Below are 18680 nucleotides of genomic sequence, written 5' to 3'. Positions count from 1 at the left end.
AGATGTGAATGAAGTGAGTCAAAGCAACACACTACGATCCTTCACGGACAAGCTGCCCACCACCGTGACGCCCGTGATCCGCCGCCTCTCCGTGGGGCTGCTGATCGGGCAGGGAGTGCTGATTGTCTCCGGCGGCGTGGTGCGCCTGACCGGCTCCGGGCTGGGCTGTCCCACGTGGCCCGACTGCACGGCGGGGTCGCTGACCAACACGCCGGCCATGGGCATCCACGGCGTCATTGAGTTCACCAACCGGACGCTGACCTTTGCCCTGGCAGCCGTGGCCCTGGCGCTGCTGGTGGTGCTGTGGAACCTCCGCAAGGAACGCAAGGACCTGTTCTGGCTCACGTTTTCGCTGCTGGCCAGCATCCCGGTCCAGGCCGTCATTGGCGGCATCACGGTGCTGACGGGCCTGAACCCCTACGTGGTGAGCCTGCACTTCCTGGTCTCGGCGGCGCTGGTGGTCTTCTCCATGCTGCTGGTCAACCGGGCCTACGGCCGCGCGGGCACGACCGCGCCATCTGGTGTTCTCCGGCCCCGCAAGACCATCCGCCAGCTAAGCGTGGTGGCCGCCGTGTGCACCTATCTTGCCGTCATCCTGGGGACCCTGGTCACGGGAACCGGCCCGCACTCAGGCGATGCCTCATCCCCGCGCACCAACCTCGACGGCTACCTCGTCACCCGCATCCACGTGCTGCCGGTCTATATCCTGGTGGCCGTGTCGGTGCTGCTGGTGGTCCTGCTGTGGGCCCGCGGCAGGGACGACATCCTCCGCAACGCGGCCCTGCTGCTGATCGTCACGGTTGTGTACCAGGGCGCGATCGGCTACTGGCAGTACTTCACCGGAGTGCCGGCATTCCTGGTCGCACTGCACATGGTGGGCTCCTCCCTGCTGCTGGCCACCGGGACAAACATGGTGGACCTGGCCCTGCGCCGCGGCAGGGACAGCGTCCGCACCGCGTAGCTGCCCGTTCCGCCGGGCGGAACCTTCACCGCGCCTCCCGCGCACGACGGCGGCCGGCCCCCTTCCACGCGAAAGGTGGCCGGCCGCCGTCGCGCGCGGGGACCATCCCGTGCGTGGGGACCATCCACGGTACAGTCCCGGCGGGTTGGCGGGTCCGGGCCCCCGCCCGTTGTACAGATGGGGTGGCCTGGCGGGTCGCCAGGTCGCCGGAACCGTACAGTCGGCGGTCCGGGTTCGGGTGGGTGCCGCCGTCGAACGTCAGGGAAGGGTCAGCGCATCAAGGCCGGCCCGACGAAGGGGTCGACCGCCAGGGAGAGGAACACCAGCGTCAGGTAGGTGATGGAGACGTGGAAAACCTTCATGGCGTTCTTCTTGGTGACCAGGTCCTTCTTGGAGTTGCTGTAGAGCATGTGGGCCTCGTACAGGAACCAGGCCCCGGCAGCGACCGTCACCACGGTGTACACAATGCCGGCGCCCCCCAGCGGAATCAGGAGCAGCGAGCACGCGACCATGGCCCACGTGTACAGGACCACCTGCACTGCCACGGTGCGTGTGCCCGCCACCGCCCCGAGCATGGGGACGTTGACGGCGTTGTAGTCGTCGCTGTAGCGCATGGACAGCGGCCAGTAGTGCGGCGGCGTCCACAGGAAGATGATCATGAACAGGATCACGGCAGGCCACTGGACGCTGTTGGTGACGGCGGACCACGCGATGAGCACCGGCATGCAGCCGGCGGCGCCGCCCCAGACAATGTTTTGCGTGGTGCGGCGCTTGAGGATCAGCGAGTAGACCACCACATAAAGGAAGATGGCGCCGATGCCCAGCAGGCCGGTCAGCGGGTTGATGCTCCAGAGCAGGGCCACCGCAAGGACGGTGAGGACCCAGGAAAAGACCAGTGCCTCACGCGGGGTGATGACGCCGGTCACGAGCGGCCGCTTGGACGTGCGGTGCATGACCTTGTCGATGTCGCGGTCAATGTAGCAGTTGAACGCGCCGGAGGCGCCGGCGGCCAGGGCGCCCCCCACCATCGTCGCAACCATGAGCCACAGGCCCGGGACGCCGCCGCGGCCCGAATAACCCTGGGCGAAGAACATGGTGGGCAGCGTGGTGACCAGCAGCAGCTCGACCACCCGCGGCTTCGTCAGGGCCAGATACCCCTTGGCTTTAGCGGAAAATCCCACCCGTGCCCCGGGGGCTTCCGGTGGGGTTCCAGCGATCGGGGCATGCGTTGCACTCACGTGTAATGTCACCATGTTCTCATCGGTCGTTCACGTTCATTGTCATCGGCCCGGCGCCGTCCTTGGGCCGGCGCCGCCGGCGGCAACCGGGCGCCCGGCACACGGGCCAAACCTCTCAATATCATAGCTGGCCGGGCGGGAAAAGGCATGACCGCGCATAAGTCAAGCCTTAACGCCAAGTTGGCGCAAACTAGATCAAATGCCATTCCGCACGCGGGTTTGTGAATGACGGCCGCCGCCGCGGGTTGGCCATCGGCGGCACCCGGGGCACTAAGCTGAAGAACAACAACGAAGTTTCAATGCTGGACAGTGCGCGGCAGCCGATGGCGGGCGAGTTCACGCCCGCAGGCCATCTGTGTGCCCCACACTTGTTTCATGCACGCATCCAACGAGAGGGACCTGTCAGTGTCACATCCTGAACCAGCACCATTTACGTGGACCGACGAAGACAAGAAGGCCGTGGACACCGTCCGCGTCCTGGCCGCGGACGCCGTTGAGAAGGTGGGCAACGGACACCCCGGAACCGCCATGTCCCTCGCCCCCGCCGCCTACCTCCTGTTTCAGAAGGTCATGCGCCTGGACCCGAAGAACCCGGACTGGATGGGCCGCGACCGCTTCATCCTCTCCCCCGGCCACACCTCCCTGACGCTGTACATCCAGCTCTTCCTCTCCGGCTACGGCCTGGAACTGAAGGACCTGGAAGCCCTGCGCACCTGGGGTTCCCTGACGCCGGGACACCCCGAATACAAGCACACCAAGGGCGTGGAGATCACGACCGGCCCCCTCGGACAGGGCCTTGCCTCCGCCGTCGGCTTCGCCTACTCCCAGCGCCGCATGCGCGGGCTCATGGACCCCGAAGCCGCCCCCGGCACCAGCCCGTTCGACCACACCGTGTGGGTCATCGCGTCCGACGGCGACCTCCAGGAAGGCGTGACCAGCGAGGCCTCCTCGCTGGCCGGCCACCAGGAGCTCGGCAACATGGTGGTCATCTACGACTCCAACCACATCTCCATTGAAGACGACACGAACATCGCCTACTCCGAAGACGTGCTCAAGCGCTACGAGGCCTACGGCTGGCACGTGCAGCGCGTGGACTGGACCAAGACCGGCGAATACGTCGAGGACGTCGCCGGGCTGAACGCGGCGCTGGAAGCAGCCAAGGCTGAAACGTCCAAGCCGTCCATCATCCTGCTGCGCACCATCATCGGCTACCCGGCACCCAAGAAGCAGAACACGGGCGGCATCCACGGCTCGGCCCTCGGGTCCGACGAAGTCGCCGCGCTGAAGAAGGAACTCGGCTTCGACCCGGACAAGCACTTCGTCGTCGATCCGGCCATCCTGGCCCACGCACGCAAGGTCGCCGACCGCGGCGCGGCCGCCCACAAGGAATGGGACGCCGGCTTCGATGCCTGGAAGGCCGCCAACCCGGAGAACGCCGCCCTGCTCGAACGCATCGAGGCGAAGGAGCTGCCGGCCGGCTGGGAAGCCAACCTTCCCTCCTTCGAGGCCGGCAAGGACGTCTCCACCCGTGCGGCGTCCGGCAAGGTCCTCAACGGCATCGGCGGCGTCCTGCCCGAACTCTGGGGCGGCTCCTGCGACCTCGCCGGCTCCACCAACACGACCATTGAGGGTGCCGGTTCCTTTGTGCCCGCGTCGAAGCAGACAGACACCTGGTCCGGCGGCCCCTACGGGCGAGTGCTGCACTTCGGCATCCGCGAGCACGCCGCCGCCGCGATCGTGAACGGCATCCACCTGGGCGGGCCCACCCGGGCCTTCGCCGGCACGTTCCTGATCTTCAGCGACTACCAGCGCCCCGCCATCCGCCTCTCCGCCCTCATGGGCGTCCCGTCCATCTACGTCTGGACGCATGATTCGATCGGCCTGGGCGAGGACGGCCCCACCCACCAGCCCGTCGAGCAGCTCGCTTCCCTGCGCGCCATCCCCGGTCTGGACGTGGTCCGTCCCGGCGACGCGAACGAGGTTGCCGCCGCGTGGAAGAAGATCCTCGAAACCACCGACCACCCGGCCGGCATTGTGCTCACCCGTCAGAACATCCCCACCTACGCCCGCGGCACCGGCACGGCGACGGCCACCGAGTTCGGCTCCGCGGCTGGTGTGGCCAAGGGCGGCTACGTACTGGCCGAGGCAGTGCGCGACGGCGCCGTGGTCACCCCGGACGCCCTGCTGATCGCCACCGGATCCGAGGTCCAGCTGGCCGTCGAGGCCCGCGAGGCCCTCGCCGCTGAAGGCATCGCCGCCCGCGTGGTCTCCATGCCGTCGGTGGAGTGGTTCCACGCCCAGTCCGCCGACTACCGCGAATCCGTGCTCCCCGCGGCCGTCAGGGCCCGCGTCTCCGTCGAGGCCGGGGTCGGCCTGACCTGGCGCGAGTTTGTCGGCGACGCCGGCCGCTCCATTTCGCTGGAGCACTTTGGCGCCTCCGCCGACTACAAGCGCCTGTTCCAGGAGTTCGGCATCACCGCCGAGGCCGTCACGGCCGCGGCCAAGGAGTCGCTGGCCGCCGCCGGCGCCTAGGCAAGCAGCGCCGGCGGACCGCCGACTCCCCCTGTCCATCATTTTTGAAGGAAAGAAGCAAGCAGACATGACTACCAACTCACCCACCGCACAGCTCTCCGCCGCCGGCGTGTCCATCTGGCTCGACGACCTCACCCGCACCCGCCTGACGGACGGCAGCCTGCAGACGCTCATCGACGAGAAGAACGTCGTCGGCGTCACCACCAATCCCAGCATCTTCGAGGCCGCCATCACCAAGAGCGACGCGTACAGGTCGTCCCTGAAGGACTTCTCGGCCAAGGGCGTCCCGGCCGAGGAAGCCGTGTTTGACATGACCACCGAGGATGTCGCCAACGGCTGCGACGTTTTCGCAGGCGTGGCCGCGGCCACGAAGGGCGTGGACGGCCGCGTCTCCATCGAGGTGGACCCCCGCAAGGCCTGGGACACGGAGGGCACCATCGCCGAGGCCAAGCGCCTCTACGCGAAGGTCAACAAGAAGAACGTCTACATCAAGATCCCGGCCACGGTCGAGGGCCTCGAGGCCATCACGGCAACCCTGGCCGAGGGCATCAGCGTCAACGTCACGCTGATCTTCTCGCTGGAACGCTACCGCGCCGTCGTCAACGCCTTCCTCAGCGGCCTGGAAAAGGCCAAGGCCAACGGCCACAACCTCGCCGACATCCACTCCGTGGCCTCCTTCTTCGTCTCCCGGGTGGACACCGAGATCGACAAGCGCCTGGACGCCCTGGGCACCGACGACGCGAAGGGCCTGAAGGGCAAGGCCGGCCTGGCCAACGCCCGCCTGGCCTACCAGGTCTTCGAGGAAGTCTTCTCCTCCGAGCGCTGGTCCCTGCTGGCCGACGCCGGGGCCCTCCCCCAGCGGCCCCTGTGGGCTTCCACGGGCGTCAAGGACCCGGCCTACCCGGACACGCTGTACGTCACGGGCCTGGTGGCCAACAACGTGGTCAACACCATGCCGGAAAAGACGCTCGACGCGACCTTCGACCACGGTGAGGTCACGGGCGACACCGTCACGGGCACGTACGACGAATCCAACGCGCTGCTGAACCGGCTCGAGGGCCTGGGCATCTCCTACAACGACGTCGTCGGCCTGCTGGAGACCGAGGGCCTGGACAAGTTCGTGGCCAGCTGGCAGGACCTGCTCGACCACGTGCAGGAGGCCCTGGACGCCGCCGGAAAGGAGGCATGAGCATGACCTCCCTGGCATTCGCCGCCACGGGCGCCGCGCAGGCCGCCGGTGCGGTCCACCTTGAAACGCTGGTCTCCGACCAGGTCGCGTCCAAGATCTTTGCCAAGGACGCCACACTGTGGGGCCCCGACGCCAAATCCGAAGCCGCCGTCAGGCTGGGCTGGGTGGAGACCCCGGACGTGTCGGCGCCGCTGGTGGCCGAAATCAACGCGCTCCGCGACGCCTTCACGGCCGAGGGCGTCACCCACATCGTGCTCTGCGGCATGGGGGGCTCCTCCCTGGCGCCCGAGGTCATCACGGCCACGGCCGGCGTCGAACTGACCGTGCTGGATAGCACCGAGCCCGGCCAGGTCCGCGCGGCCGTGCAGGACCGCCTGGCCCAGACCGCCATTGTCGTCTCCTCCAAGTCCGGCTCCACCCTGGAGACGGACTCGCAGCGGCGCATCTTCGAGCAGGAGTTCACCGCGGCGGGCATTGACGCGAAGCAGCGCATCGTCATTGTGACCGACCCCGGCTCGCCGCTGGACAAGTCGGCCCGGGAGGCCGGCTACCGCAAGGTGTTCAACGCGGACCCCAACGTGGGCGGGCGCTACTCCGGCCTGACCGCCTTTGGGCTGGTCCCTTCCGGCCTGGCAGGCGTGGACGTCCAGGCCCTCCTTGACTCCGCCGAGGAAGCCGCGGAGTTCCTGCGCGAGGACGACGCCGACAACATCGGGCTGCGCCTCGGCGCGGCCCTGGGCGGCACCGTGCCGCTGCGCAACAAGATCGTGATCGTGGACGAGGGGTCCGGCATTGTTGGATTCGCCGACTGGGCCGAACAGCTCATCGCCGAATCCACCGGCAAGCTGGGTACCGGCCTGCTGCCCGTGGTCGCCGATCCCGGCTCTCCCGAGGTCGCCGAAGGCCTTTCCGACGTCCTGGTGGTCAGGCTGGTGGCCGGGGACGCCGACGTCGAACTCCGCGCCAATGAAGTGTCCATCGCCGGTGACCTGGGCGCCCAGATGATGGTGTGGGAGTTCGCCACGGCCGTGGCAGGACGGCTGCTCGGCATCAACCCGTTCGACCAGCCGGACGTCGAGGCCGCCAAGGCCGCCGCCCGCGGCCTGCTCGACGCCACGCCGCAGCCCACGCCCGCCCTCTTCACCGACGGCGCCATCGAGGTCCGCACCGCCAACGACGACGCCAGTTGGCTCACGGGGGTGTCCACCGTTGCGCAGGCCCTCGAGGCCCTGCTGGGGACGCTGGACACGGACGGGTACCTCAGCGTCCAGGTCTACCTGGACCGGCTGGCCAACGCCCCCCTCGCCGGAGTCCGGGACGAGCTGGCAGCGGCAGCCGCCCGTCCGGTCACCTTCGGCTGGGGTCCGCGGTTCCTGCACTCCACCGGACAGTTCCACAAGGGCGGTCCCGCCATTGGCGTCTTCCTGCAGGTCACCGGGGAGGCAGCGGAAGACCTGGCCATCCCTGACCGGCCGTTCACCTTCGGCCAGCTCATAGCCGCCCAGGCGGCCGGCGACGCCCAGGTTTTGGCCGACCACGGCCGTCCCGTGCTGCGCTTGCACCTGACGGAAACCACCGATGGTGTTGAACAATTCAAGACTGCCGTGGCCGCGCTTGCCGGCCGCCGCACCGACGCGTAAGGCCGAGCCCCCACACATGCCCACGAATGCCGCAACATATCAAGCAAACCCGCTTCGGGACAGCCGCGACCGCAGGCTGTCCCGGGTGGCGGGCCCATCGTCGCTGGTGCTCTTCGGGGTGACCGGGGACCTGGCGCGCAAGAAGCTCATGCCGGCCGTGTACGACCTGGCCAACCGGGGGCTGCTGCCGCCGAGCTTCGCGCTGGTGGGCTTTGCCCGGCGCGACTGGGACCGTGAGGACTTCGCCGCGGAGGTCCGGGCCTCCGTCCAGGCGCACAGCCGCACCCCGTTTGACGAGGCCGTCTGGAGCCAGCTGAGCGACGGCATCCGCTTCGTGCAGGGCACCTTCGACGACGATGCCGCGTTTGAACGGCTCAAGGTCACGCTCGCCGAGCTCGATGAGCAGCGCGGCACGCAGGGCAACCACGCGTTCTACCTCTCGATCCCGCCGAAGGCCTTTGAACAGGTGTGCCGCCAGCTCTCCGGGCACGGCCTGGCGCAGGGCGGGGCGGACGAGTGGCGCCGGGTGGTGATTGAGAAGCCGTTTGGCCACGACCTCGCCTCGGCCAGGGCGCTCAATGACATTGTTGAATCGGTGTTCCCGCCGGACGCGGTGTTCCGGATCGATCATTACCTGGGCAAGGAAACCGTCCAGAACATCCTGGCCCTGCGCTTCGCCAACCAGTTCTTTGAGCCGTTGTGGAACGCGAACTATGTGGACCATGTGCAGATCACCATGGCCGAGGACATTGGCACCGGTGGCCGTGCCGGTTACTATGACGGCGTGGGCGCGGCCCGCGACGTCATCCAAAACCATCTCCTGCAGCTGCTGGCGCTCACGGCCATGGAGGAGCCCATCTCCTTCAACGCCGAGGACCTGCGCGCGGAGAAGGAAAAGGTCCTCGCGGCCGTGAAGCTGCCGGCGGATCTGTCCGGCCATTCCGCGCGCGGCCAGTTCGCCGGCGGGTGGCAGGGCGGGGAGCAGGTGCTCGGCTACCTTCAGGAGGACGGGATCCCGGCGGACTCCACGACGGAGACGTACGCGGCGGTGCGGCTGGACATCAACACCCGGCGCTGGTCGGGGGTGCCGTTCTACCTGCGGGCCGGCAAGCGGCTGGGCCGGCGCGTGACGGAGATCGCGGTGGTCTTCAAGCGGGCCCCCAACCTGCTGTTCACCGACCACGCCGAGGACGACTTTGGCCAGAACGCCGTGGTGATCCGTGTCCAGCCCGACGAGGGCGTCACGATCCGCTTTGGCTCCAAGGTCCCCGGGACACAGATGGAGGTGCGCGACGTGACGATGGACTTTGGCTACGGGCACGCGTTCACCGAATCCAGCCCCGAGGCCTATGAGCGGCTGATCCTGGACGTCCTGCTGGGCGAGCCGCCGCTGTTCCCGAGGCACCAGGAGGTGGAGCTGTCCTGGAAGATCCTGGACCCGTTCGAGGAATTCTGGGCGGCTGAAAACATCCAGCCCGAGGCCTACGAGCCCGGCAGCTGGGGGCCGGGCTCGGCCGATGACCTGTTGAAGCGAGACGGAAGGACGTGGCGGCGACCGTGATCGTTGACCTACCCAACACCACCACCTCGAAGATCACCAAAAGGATCGTCAAGATGCGCGAACAGGGCGGCGTTGTCACCCTGGGCCGGGTCCTGACACTGGTGGTCATCACCCAAAACGGGCAGGAGGAGGAAGCCATTGCGGCGGCCAACCTGGCCAGCCGCGAGCATCCCTGCCGCATCATCGTGCTGGCCGCCGGCTCGCCGGAGGAACCCACCCGCCTGGACGGGGAAATCCGCGTGGGCGGGGACGCGGGGGCCTCCGAGGTGATCGTGCTGCGCGGTTTTGGCGAACTCGCCGCCGAGAGCGAGTCCGTGGTCTCCGCGCTGCTGCTGCCGGACGCCCCCATCGTGGCCTGGTGGCCCAACAACGCCCCCGATTCCGCGAGCAAGAGCCCGGTGGGGCGCATCGCGCACCGCCGCATCACCGACTCGGCCTCGCAGGCGGAGCCGCGCGCGGCGCTGGAGCACATTGGCGCCACCTACGCCGCGGGCGACACCGACCTCGCCTGGACGCGGCTGACGAACTGGCGCATCCAGCTCGCGGCGGTCCTGGACCAGCTGGATTCGACCGGCCCGATCACGGGGCTGCAGGTGGAAGGCGCCAGCGACTCCCCCAGCACGCTCCTGCTCGCGGCATGGCTGCACCGCGCTCTCCAGGTGCCCATCACCGTGACGGAAGACCCCCGCGGCACCGGCATCCGCCGCGTGGTGCTGGAACGCGCCGGCGGCAACGTCGAACTCCACCGTCCCGGCTCCATCGACGCCGTGCTGACCCAACCCGGCCAGCCCGACCAGCAGCTCTCCCTGCCGCGGCGCACCCTCCAGGACTGCCTGGCCGAGGAACTGCGCCGGCTCGACCCCGACGAAGTCTTTGGCGAAGTCGTCACCGAAGGCATGAGGAAGCTGCTGGCGGAAGAAGAGGTAGTCCCGGCATGAACCGAAACGTACGCATCACCTTGCACCCGTCCTATGACGTGCTTGCCGCCACCACGGCGGCCCGGCTCATCACGCGCCTGCTCGATGTCCAGAGCGAGCGCGGCGAGGCGACGGTGGTCCTGACCGGCGGCAGCGTGGGAATTGCCACCCTCAAGGCCGTTGCCGAGTCGCCGGCCCGGCTCGCCGTGGACTGGGCCAAGGTCAACTTCTGGTTTGGCGACGAGCGCTTTGTGCCGGCCGACTCCCCCGACCGCAACGCCGGCCAGGCAGCGGACGCGCTGCTGGACCGCGTGGGGGTGGACCCCGCCCGGGTCCACGTCATGGCAGCCGCCGACGCTGTGGCCGACGTGGAGGCGGCCGCCGCCGACTACACGGCCCAGCTCGCCGCGGCGGCCCGGCGGGAATGGGACGACGAGGACGGCTCCGGGGACGCACCCGCCGTCCCGCGTTTCGACGTGCTGCTGCTGGGCCTGGGGCCCGACGCACACATCGCGTCCCTGTTCCCAGAGATGTCCGGGATCCGCAGCCGCGGGGTCCCCGTGGTCGGCGTCACGAACTCCCCCAAGCCGCCGCCCACGCGTGTGTCACTGACGCTGGAAGCCATCAACACGGCGCAGGAGATCTGGATCGTGGCGGCCGGCGCGGACAAGGCAGCCGCCGTCGGGCTGGGCCTGGCCGGGGCCAGTCCCGTGCAGGTCCCCGCCTCCGGCGCACGCGGCGTCAACAAGACCATGTGGCTCATCGACCAGGAAGCCGCGGCCAAGTTCCCGGAGCAGCTCATGCGCCGCGACACCTGACCACCCCCTTCGTTGAGGTTCGAGATAACGCCCTCTGAACGGCGCCCTGGGGGCGCCGGAGAGGGCGTTATCTCGAACCTCAACCCGCCCGGGGGTGGTTATCTCGAACCTCAACGAAGGAAAGGTCCCGTCCGGAAGATTTCCGGACGGGACCTTTCTGCCTTTGCGGTGCGCCTTAGCTGGCGTAGGACATGACCAGGCCCAGGCCGATGATGACCAGGCCCCAGGTGATGCCCAGCACCACAGTGAAGCGGTTCAGGTTCCGTTCGGCCACACCGGACGAGCCGAGGTTGGAGCTCATGCCGCCGCCAAACATGTCCGAGAGTCCTCCGCCACGGCCCTTGTGGAGCAGGATCAGCAGGGTCAACAGCAGGCTGGTGACACCCAGCAGGATCTGCAGGGCAATTTTCAGTGCTTCCACTTGTGGCCTTTCAGCGTGGTTCGTCTCATTGTCTAAGTCGTCCCCAAGTCTAGCGGTGTCCGTCCATGCATTGCGAACGGACACGGGTGGGCGGGGAGGGCGTGCTGGGCCCACGCGCCCGAGGGGCCCGCGCCGGCTCGCTTGCGAGCCAGGGCGGGGAGGGCGTGCTGGGCCCACGCGCCCGAGGGGCCCCGCGCCGGCTCGCTTGCGAGCCAGGGCGGGGAGGGCGTGGGGACTAGCTCGTGACGAGGTGGTTTTCGAAGCGGGCGATGTTGGCGAACTCGCCGGCGTCCAGGCTTGCCCCGCCCACCAGCACGCCGTCAACGTCGCGCTCGGCCATGATGGCCGCAACGTTGGCCGCCTTGACGGATCCACCATACAGCAGCCGCGTCTTGGCGGCCGTCTCCGCGTCGAACAGCTTGGCCAGTTCGGCGCGGATGGCCAAGCACAGTTCCTGTGCGTCCGACGGACCGGCCACTTCACCGGTGCCGATGGCCCAGATCGGTTCGTAGGCGATGACGAGCTGAGCTGCCTGCTCGGCGGTGAGTCCCGCGACGCCGGCGCGCACCTGGGCGAGCGTGTGTTCGACGTGGGTTCCGGCCTGGCGGACCTGGAGGCCCTCACCGGCGCACAGCACCGGGGTGAGTTCGTGGCGGAAGGCGGCCTTGACCTTGGCGTTGAGCAGTTCGTCGCTTTCACCGTGGATCTCGCGCCGTTCGCTGTGGCCCACCAGCACGTAGCTGCAGCCGAGCTTGTTCAGGAACGCACCGGAGACGTCCCCGGTGTACGCGCCGGAATCCTTGTCGGAAAGGTCCTGGGCGCCGTAGCTGAGCTTGAGCTTGTCGCCCTGCACCAGGGTCTGGACGCCGCGGAGGTCGGTGAACGGGGGGAAGACGGAGACTTCCACGCGGGCAAAGTCGTGGCGCGCGTCGGACAGGGTCCACGCGAGCTTCTGCAGCAGGGTGATGCCCTGGACGTGGTCCATGTTCATCTTCCAGTTGCCGGCAATCAGCGGCGTGCGGTCAAATTTCCCGTTGGTCGAAGTCGTCATCGCTCTCTCGTTTCTTGCAGTGCTCTCAAAGGTTTTTGGGGAGGTTCGCACGCGGGCGCACCAAGGGTGGCGGCGGTGGTCCGCCGCCACCCGGTGGCGCTAGCGTTCCAGGGCGGTCAGGCCGGGCAATTTCTTGCCTTCGAGGAATTCCAGGCTGGCGCCGCCGCCGGTGGAGATGTGGCTGAAGTCGTCGTCGGCGAAGCCGAGTGTGCGCACGGCGGCCGCGGAATCCCCGCCGCCGACGACGGTGAAGCCGCCCTTGGCCGTGTTCTCCGCCAGCGCGGCAGCGATGGCGCGTGTGCCCTCGGCAAACGCCGGGAACTCGAACACGCCCATGGGGCCGTTCCAGAACACGGTTTTCGCCGTGGAAATGGCCTCCGCGAAGGCGGCACCCGTGTCCGGTCCGATGTCCAGCCCCAGCCCGGATGCACCGAAACTGGACGATTCGATGGCACCGGCGGCAACGGTTTCGTGGGCCGCATCCGCGGAGAAGCCGGCGGCCACCACGATGTCGGTGGGGAGCACAAAGGTGGTCCCTGCCGCCTCGGCGCGCTTGAGGTAGTCCTGGACGACGGGAATCTGGTCCGCTTCCAGCAGGGACGCCCCCACCTGGTGGCCCTGGGCGGCCAGGAAGGTAAAGAGCATCCCGCCCCCCACCAGGATGGTGTCGGCCTTGCCGAGGAGGTTGTCGATGACGGCCAGCTTGTCGGAGACCTTGGAGCCGCCGAGGACCACCACGTACGGGCGGACCGTGCCGGTGGTCAGCTTGGTCAGCACGTCCAGTTCCGTACGCACCAGGTCGCCCTGGTAGGACGGGAGTACCTTGGTGATGTCACAGACGCTGGCGTGCCGGCGGTGGACGGCACCGAAGGCGTCGTCCACGTACGCGCCGTGCTCCCCCGTGAGGGCGGCGAGCTCGGCCGCGAAAGACGCCCGTTCGGCGTCGTCCTTGGACGTTTCACGCGGGTCGAAGCGCACGTTTTCCAGGACCAGGACGGAGCCTTCCGCCAGGCCCGCCGCGGCAGCCTGGGCGGCCGGACCGGTGATGTCGGCTGCCAGCGTGGCGTTCAGTTCGGGGGCGAGCTCGGCCAGGCGGTCCACTGCCGGTGCCAGCGAGTATTTCGCGTCGGGCGCGCCCTTGGGCCGCCCCAGGTGCGCGCTGACCAGTACCTTGGCACCGGCGCCGGCCAGCGCCTTGATGACGGGCAGTGACGCCTTGATGCGGCCGTCGTCACTTACCGAAGCGCCGTCGAGCGGCACGTTCAAATCACTACGGATGAGAACGTACCGCCCGCGGACACCTTCATCGATGAGTTCGCTGAGGGTGTGAAGTGTCATGCTTTCCTTGCCTTTGCCTGGAGCCGGTGTCTTAGAGCTTGGATGCAACGAGTTCGGTCAGGTCGACCAGGCGGTTGGAGTAGCCCCACTCGTTGTCGTACCAGGAGACGACCTTGACCTGGTTGCCAATGACCTTGGTCAGGCCGGAATCGAAGATGGACGACGCCGGGTCCCCGACGATGTCCGAGGACACAATCGGGTCCTCCGTGTAGGTCAGGTAGCCGGCGAGGCGGCCGTCGGCTGCGGCGGCCTTGTAGGCGGCATTGACCTCCTCGACGGTGACCTCGCGGCTGACCGTGGCGGTCAGGTCGGTGGCGGAACCGGTGGGGACGGGAACGCGGATGGCGTAGCCGTCCAGCTTGCCCTTGAGCTCCGGCAGGACCAGCCCGATGGCCTTGGCGGCACCGGTGGAGGTCGGGATCATGTTGATGGCGGCGGCGCGGGCGCGGCGCAGGTCCCGGTGCGGGCCATCCTGCAGGTTCTGGTCCGCCGTGTAGGCGTGGATGGTGGTCATGAGCCCGCGCTCAATGCCGAAGCTGTCGTTGAGGACCTTCGCCAGCGGACCCAGGCAGTTGGTGGTGCAGGAGGCGTTGGAGATGATGTGGTGCGCGGCGGGGTCGTACAGTTCGTCGTTGACGCCCAGGACGATCGTGATGTCCTCGTCGGAGGCCGGCGCGGAAATGAGGACCTTCGTGGCGCCCGCATCGATGTGCTTCTGTGCGTCCGAGGCCTTCGTGAAGAATCCGGTGGACTCGACGACGACTTCCACGCGCAGCTCGCCCCAGGGCAGCTTGGCGGGATCGCGCTCGGCCAGGACCTTGATCTTCTTGCCGTCCACCACCAGGTGGCCGTCGACGACGTCAACGCTCACGGGGAGGCGGCCGTTGACGGAGTCGTACTTGAGCAGGTGGGCCAGCGCCTCGGGGCTCGTGAGGTCGTTGACCGCGACGATGTCAAGGTCGGCACCCTGTGCCAGCGCTGCGCGGAAGTAGTTGCGGCCGATCCGGCCGAATCCGTTGATGCCAATACGAGTAGTCACTGATTCTCTCTCCTTGGTGCCTGGGGCACCCATTGTCTGGTTGGGTGGGTCACTCAACCGGTGGTTCCCGCACGACGTTGGGCAGAGATTGTTTCTGGCGCGCAAGCGTGGTGCGCGCCGTGATCCATATTACGTTCCGTGGTGCCCGCCCCGCCAATGTGACGGGGCGGACAGCGTGGAAGCGGCCGCCGGAGTGACGCGGCGGCACTGCGGGCTACGGCAGGATCAGGCCTGTGGCGTTCTTGCGCGCGGCGTCGAAACGCTTGGCGACGTCGGCCCAGTTGACGATGTTCCAGAAGGCCTTGACGTAGTCGGCCTTGACGTTGACGTAGTCCAGGTAGAAGGCGTGCTCCCACATGTCCAGCATCAGCAGGGGGGTGGTGGCCACGGGCACGTTGCCCTGCTGGTCGAAGAGCTGCTCGATGACAATGTTGCCGCCGAGGCCCTCGAAGGACAGCAGCGCCCAGCCGGAACCCTGGATGCCCATGGCGGCCGCCGTGAAGTGCGCGCGGAAGGCGTCGAAGGAGCCGAAGGCGTCATCAATGGCCGCGGCCAGCTCGCCCTCGGGCTTGTCGCCGCCCTCGGGTGAGAGGTTGTTCCAGAAAATGGAGTGGTTGGTGTGTCCGCCAAGGTTGAACGCGAGGTCCTTGGAGTACTTGGCGACGTTCGCGAAGTTGTTGGTGTCGCGGGCTTCAGCGAGCTGGTCCAGTGCCGTGTTGGCGCCGGCCACGTACGCCGCGTGGTGCTTGCTGTGGTGCAGCTCCATGATGCGGCCGGAAATGTTCGGCTCCAGGGCAGCGTAGTCATAGCTGAGTTCTGGAAGTGTGTACTTAGTCACGGTTCCTCCGTTGCAATTTTTCTGGTGGGTTGGCACCGGGTTTCCACCCGTGCAAACTACATAACCACTGTGGTGCCGGTTATGTTTCTACTCTTTCATATTAGGCACGTTTACGACTCCAACATGTCGAAGGTGACATTCGACTCCGTTCCGGGGATGCCCGTCTCCTGTGCCTTTTTGTCCGCCATGGCCAACAGGCGGCGGATCCTTCCGGCGATGGCGTCCTTGGTCAGCGGAGGATCCGCCAGGCGGCCCAGTTCGTCCAGGCTGGCCTGCTTGTGGGCCACACGCAGTTCGCCGGCGTACTTGAGGTGTTCGGGCACGTCGTCGCCGAGGATCTCCAGCGCCCGGTCCACGCGGGCGCCGGCGGCCACGGCGGCCTGCGCGGAGCGGCGCAGGTTGGCGTCGTCAAAGTTTGCCAGCCGGTTGGCGGTGGCCCGCACCTCCTTGCGCATGCGACGCTCCTCCCACACGAGCAGCGTCTCGTGGGCGCCCATGCGCACCAGCAGCGCGGCGATCGTGTCGCCGTCGCGGATCACCACGCGGTCGATCCCACGCACCTCGCGGGCCTTCGCGGCGATGTCGATGCGCCGGGCGGCGCCCACCAGTGCCAGCGCGGCCTCCGGGCCGGGGCAGGTGACCTCCAGGGCGGAGGAACGGCCCGGTTCTGTCAGTGAGCCGTGGGCCAGGAAGGCGCCGCGCCACACGGCTTCGGCGTCCGACGCCGAGCCGTTGACGACGGCGGACGGCAGGCCCCGCACTGGCCTGCCCCGCCCGTCCAGCAGGCCCGTCTGCCGCGCCAATGCCTCGCCGTCGCGGACCACGCGCACCACGTAGCGGCTGCCGCGGCGCAGCCCGCCGCCGGAAACAACGATGATTTCGCTCTGGTGGCCGTAGATCTCGGCAATGGCCACCCGAAGGCGCCGGGCCGTGGCGGCGGAATCGACTTCCGCCTCAATCACGATCCGCCCGGAAATGATGTGCAGCCCCCCGGCGAAGCGAAGGAGGGCCGATACTTCCGCCTTGCGCACTGAGGACTTCTTGATGTCCAGCCGGGACAATTCCTCTTTGACCGCCGTTGTCAGTGCCATGGTTCAGCCCTTCGCTTTCAAATTCCAGTTGTCCCCAAAAATGTCCCGGTAAGCCGCGGCCAGCCGCAGTGGGTCGTGGACGGAAGTGCCTGCGGAGCTACCCACCTTACCGAAGACCACCTCAGCCCCGAGCATCGCGGCGGACTCGGTGAACCCGGCCATGTCGGCGATGGACGACGGATCGGCCAGGACGACGTCGACCCCGAATTCCGGTGCGTAGCGGGAAATGACGCGCAGGTGCCCCGCGGCGTCCAGGCCGGTGGCCTCCAGGTCGTTGACGTCGAGGTTCATGGTCAGCAGCCGCCTGGCCTTGGTGGTGCACAGGGCCTCCCGCATCTCCGGCAGCAGCAGGTGCGGCAGGACGGAGGTGTACCAGGAGCCGGGGCCGAGCACGACCCAGTCGGCGTCGTGGATGGCCTGCACCGCTTCGGCGCAGGCCGGGGCGTTCTCGGGCAGCAGCCGGACATTGTCCAGCCCGCCGGCCTTGGCCAGCCGGGCCTGGCCCCTGACGACCTGGCCCTGGGGGTGGGCGGCGTCCACGGTGGCCACGACGCGTCCTTCAATGGTCAATGGCACGCTGGCCATGGGCAGGACCTCGCCCCGGGCGCCGAGCAGCGCCCCCGCCCAGCGCAGCCCGGCGACGGTGTCGCCCAGCAGCTCCCACAGCGTGACGATGAGCAGGTTCCCCAGGGCGTGGTTGTCCAGCGAGCCTGCGGTCCCGTTCCGGGAGGTAAAGCGGTGCTGCATGACATCGCGCCAGGTCCTGCCCCAGTCAGTGTCGTCACACAGTGCGGCCAGGGCCATGCGCAGGTCCCCGGGCGGAAGGACGCCCAGCTCTTCGCGCAGGCGGCCGGAGGAGCCTCCGTCGTCGGCGACTGTGACCACCGCCGTCAGGTTGCCGGTCAGCAGGCGCAGCGCCGACAGGGACGCGGCGAGGCCGTGGCCGCCGCCCAGGGCAGTGACCTGTACCTCGGACTCGAAGGCGGGCAGCCGGCCGCCGGCCGGAATGATCGGCAATATGCCCGTGTACACCCGCTACTCCCGGCCCAGGTCGCGGTGCCTGATGCTGGTGGTGACGCGCGGGTACTGGCTCAGCCGCTTGGCCAGCTCGATGGCCACGGCCACGGAACGGTGCTTGCCGCCCGTGCAGCCGATGGCCAGGGTGGCGTAGTGCTTGTTTTCGCGGCGGTATCCCTCCAGGACCGGTTCCAGCGCGTGGACGTACCGTTCCACGAAGTCCGCGGCGCCGTGGTCCTTGAGCACAAAGTCGCTCACGGCCGCGTCCTCGCCCGTGAGCGGTCGAAGCTGCGGCACCCAGTGCGGGTTGGGAATGAAGCGGACGTCCGCCACGTAGTTCGCGTCCACGGGCAGGCCGTACTTGAAGCCGAAGCTCATGATGGTCAGCGCCAGCACCACGGGGCCGGATTCGGAGAACAACTCGGTCACGGCGGCGCCAAGTTCATGCACGTTCAGGGCGGTGGTGTCCAGCACCATTTCGGCCTGCGCCTTCATCTCCGCCAGCAGCAGGCGTTCGGAGCCGATCCCGTCCAGGACGCGGCCGTCCTTTTGCAGCGGGTGCGGGCGGCGGGCCAGCTCAAAGCGGCGCACCAGGGTTTCGTCGCTGGCGTCCAGGAACAGCACCCGGTACGCCACCCCGGCGGCGGAGAGGGCATTGAGGGATTCGCGGATGTCGGCAAACAGGGCCTTGCCGCGCACGTCGATCACCACCGCCAGCTTCGGCAGCGCCCCGGGCATGCGCGAAACCAGTTCGGACAGGGCCGCCAGCATCTGCGGCGGCAGGTTTTCAATCACGTACCAGCCCAGGTCCTCCAGGGCATTGGCGGCGGTGCTCCGGCCGGCCCCGGACATGCCGGTGACGACCAGGAGTTCGGGCTCGACGGGTTTCACCGGGGTGAGGGTCGCGTGGTCGGTTGCTGGCTCGTGGTGCCCTGTCATTGCACTCCCTTGAAATCAGTGGCGGGGACTCCCCGGCTGCAGTCCGGCATGGGGAGTAGTCCTACCTGCAAGCCTAAAGGAATTTCGGCA

16 protein-coding genes are annotated in these 18680 nt (G+C 68.1%); 7 read left to right on the top strand and 9 right to left on the bottom strand.

Annotated features, from left to right (window positions below):
• Positions 1-13 precede the first annotated feature (13 nt).
• On the top strand, positions 14-961 hold the full coding sequence (locus DMB86_RS11085; protein WP_227878324.1) for a COX15/CtaA family protein: 948 nt from the start codon (positions 14-16) through the stop codon (positions 959-961).
• A 269-nt stretch (positions 962-1230) separates the two neighbouring features.
• Here the strand turns inward: DMB86_RS11085 and DMB86_RS11080 are convergent, their stop codons facing one another.
• On the bottom strand, positions 1231-2211 hold the full coding sequence (locus tag DMB86_RS11080) for a heme o synthase (RefSeq protein WP_113719502.1): 981 nt from the start codon (positions 2209-2211) through the stop codon (positions 1231-1233).
• Positions 2212-2574: 363 nt separating this feature from the next.
• Between DMB86_RS11080 and tkt the strand changes: the two genes are divergently transcribed.
• From tkt to pgl, 6 genes are all read left to right on the top strand, one after another.
• Positions 2575-4731 (top strand): transketolase, encoded by a 2157-nt coding sequence (gene tkt / locus DMB86_RS11075; protein ID WP_113717868.1) that lies wholly within the window; start codon positions 2575-2577, stop codon positions 4729-4731.
• Positions 4732-4798: 67 nt separating this feature from the next.
• Positions 4799-5920: a transaldolase gene (gene tal / locus DMB86_RS11070; RefSeq protein WP_113717867.1), complete on the top strand. Its 1122-nt coding sequence runs from the start codon at positions 4799-4801 to the stop codon at positions 5918-5920.
• A gap of 2 nt (positions 5921-5922) precedes the next feature.
• Positions 5923-7560: a glucose-6-phosphate isomerase gene (locus DMB86_RS11065; RefSeq protein ID WP_113717866.1), complete on the top strand. Its 1638-nt coding sequence runs from the start codon at positions 5923-5925 to the stop codon at positions 7558-7560.
• A 16-nt stretch (positions 7561-7576) separates the two neighbouring features.
• Positions 7577-9121 (top strand): glucose-6-phosphate dehydrogenase, encoded by a 1545-nt coding sequence (gene zwf / locus DMB86_RS11060; RefSeq protein ID WP_113717865.1) that lies wholly within the window; start codon positions 7577-7579, stop codon positions 9119-9121.
• Complete coding sequence (locus tag DMB86_RS11055; RefSeq protein WP_113719501.1) at positions 9118-10059, top strand: glucose-6-phosphate dehydrogenase assembly protein OpcA; 942 nt, start codon at positions 9118-9120, stop codon at positions 10057-10059. The genes zwf and DMB86_RS11055 overlap by 4 nt, the downstream gene beginning before the upstream one ends.
• Positions 10056-10856 carry a 6-phosphogluconolactonase gene (gene pgl, locus DMB86_RS11050; protein ID WP_113717864.1) on the top strand — a complete coding sequence of 267 codons (801 nt, stop codon included), beginning with the start codon at positions 10056-10058 and terminating at the stop codon, positions 10854-10856. Before DMB86_RS11055 ends, pgl begins: the two co-directional genes overlap by 4 nt.
• 175 nt (positions 10857-11031) lie before the next feature.
• Here the strand turns inward: pgl and secG are convergent, their stop codons facing one another.
• The 8 genes from secG to rapZ all read right to left on the bottom strand — a co-directional run bounded on the left by secG (position 11032) and on the right by rapZ (position 18590).
• The gene (gene secG, locus DMB86_RS11045; RefSeq protein ID WP_113717863.1) at positions 11032-11277 is read right to left on the bottom strand and encodes a preprotein translocase subunit SecG; all 246 of its coding nucleotides are present in this window, start codon (positions 11275-11277) and stop codon (positions 11032-11034) included.
• Between the two features lie 235 nt (positions 11278-11512).
• Positions 11513-12328 (bottom strand): triose-phosphate isomerase, encoded by an 816-nt coding sequence (tpiA, locus tag DMB86_RS11040; RefSeq protein ID WP_113717862.1) that lies wholly within the window; start codon positions 12326-12328, stop codon positions 11513-11515.
• 99 nt (positions 12329-12427) lie between these two features.
• Positions 12428-13666: a phosphoglycerate kinase gene (locus DMB86_RS11035; protein WP_113717861.1), complete on the bottom strand. Its 1239-nt coding sequence runs from the start codon at positions 13664-13666 to the stop codon at positions 12428-12430.
• Positions 13667-13697: 31 nt separating this feature from the next.
• Entirely contained in the window at positions 13698-14705 is a 1008-nt protein-coding gene (gene gap / locus DMB86_RS11030) for a type I glyceraldehyde-3-phosphate dehydrogenase (protein WP_113717860.1), read from the bottom strand.
• A 214-nt stretch (positions 14706-14919) separates the two neighbouring features.
• Positions 14920-15543 carry a superoxide dismutase gene (locus tag DMB86_RS11025; protein WP_113717859.1) on the bottom strand — a complete coding sequence of 208 codons (624 nt, stop codon included), beginning with the start codon at positions 15541-15543 and terminating at the stop codon, positions 14920-14922.
• A gap of 110 nt (positions 15544-15653) precedes the next feature.
• Positions 15654-16634, bottom strand: a complete 981-nt coding sequence (gene whiA, locus DMB86_RS11020; RefSeq protein WP_113717858.1) for a DNA-binding protein WhiA — start codon at positions 16632-16634, stop codon at positions 15654-15656.
• A gap of 3 nt (positions 16635-16637) precedes the next feature.
• The gene (locus tag DMB86_RS11015) at positions 16638-17666 is read right to left on the bottom strand and encodes a gluconeogenesis factor YvcK family protein (protein ID WP_113717857.1); all 1029 of its coding nucleotides are present in this window, start codon (positions 17664-17666) and stop codon (positions 16638-16640) included.
• 3 nt (positions 17667-17669) lie between these two features.
• The gene (gene rapZ / locus DMB86_RS11010; protein WP_113717856.1) at positions 17670-18590 is read right to left on the bottom strand and encodes an RNase adapter RapZ; all 921 of its coding nucleotides are present in this window, start codon (positions 18588-18590) and stop codon (positions 17670-17672) included.
• Positions 18591-18680 lie beyond the last annotated feature (90 nt).

The organism is Arthrobacter dokdonellae (assembly GCF_003268655.1).
Taxonomy (GTDB): domain Bacteria; phylum Actinomycetota; class Actinomycetes; order Actinomycetales; family Micrococcaceae; genus Specibacter; species Specibacter dokdonellae.
Note: the sequence above shows the minus strand (reverse complement) of the source record. Positions and strands in the feature narration are given on the sequence as shown.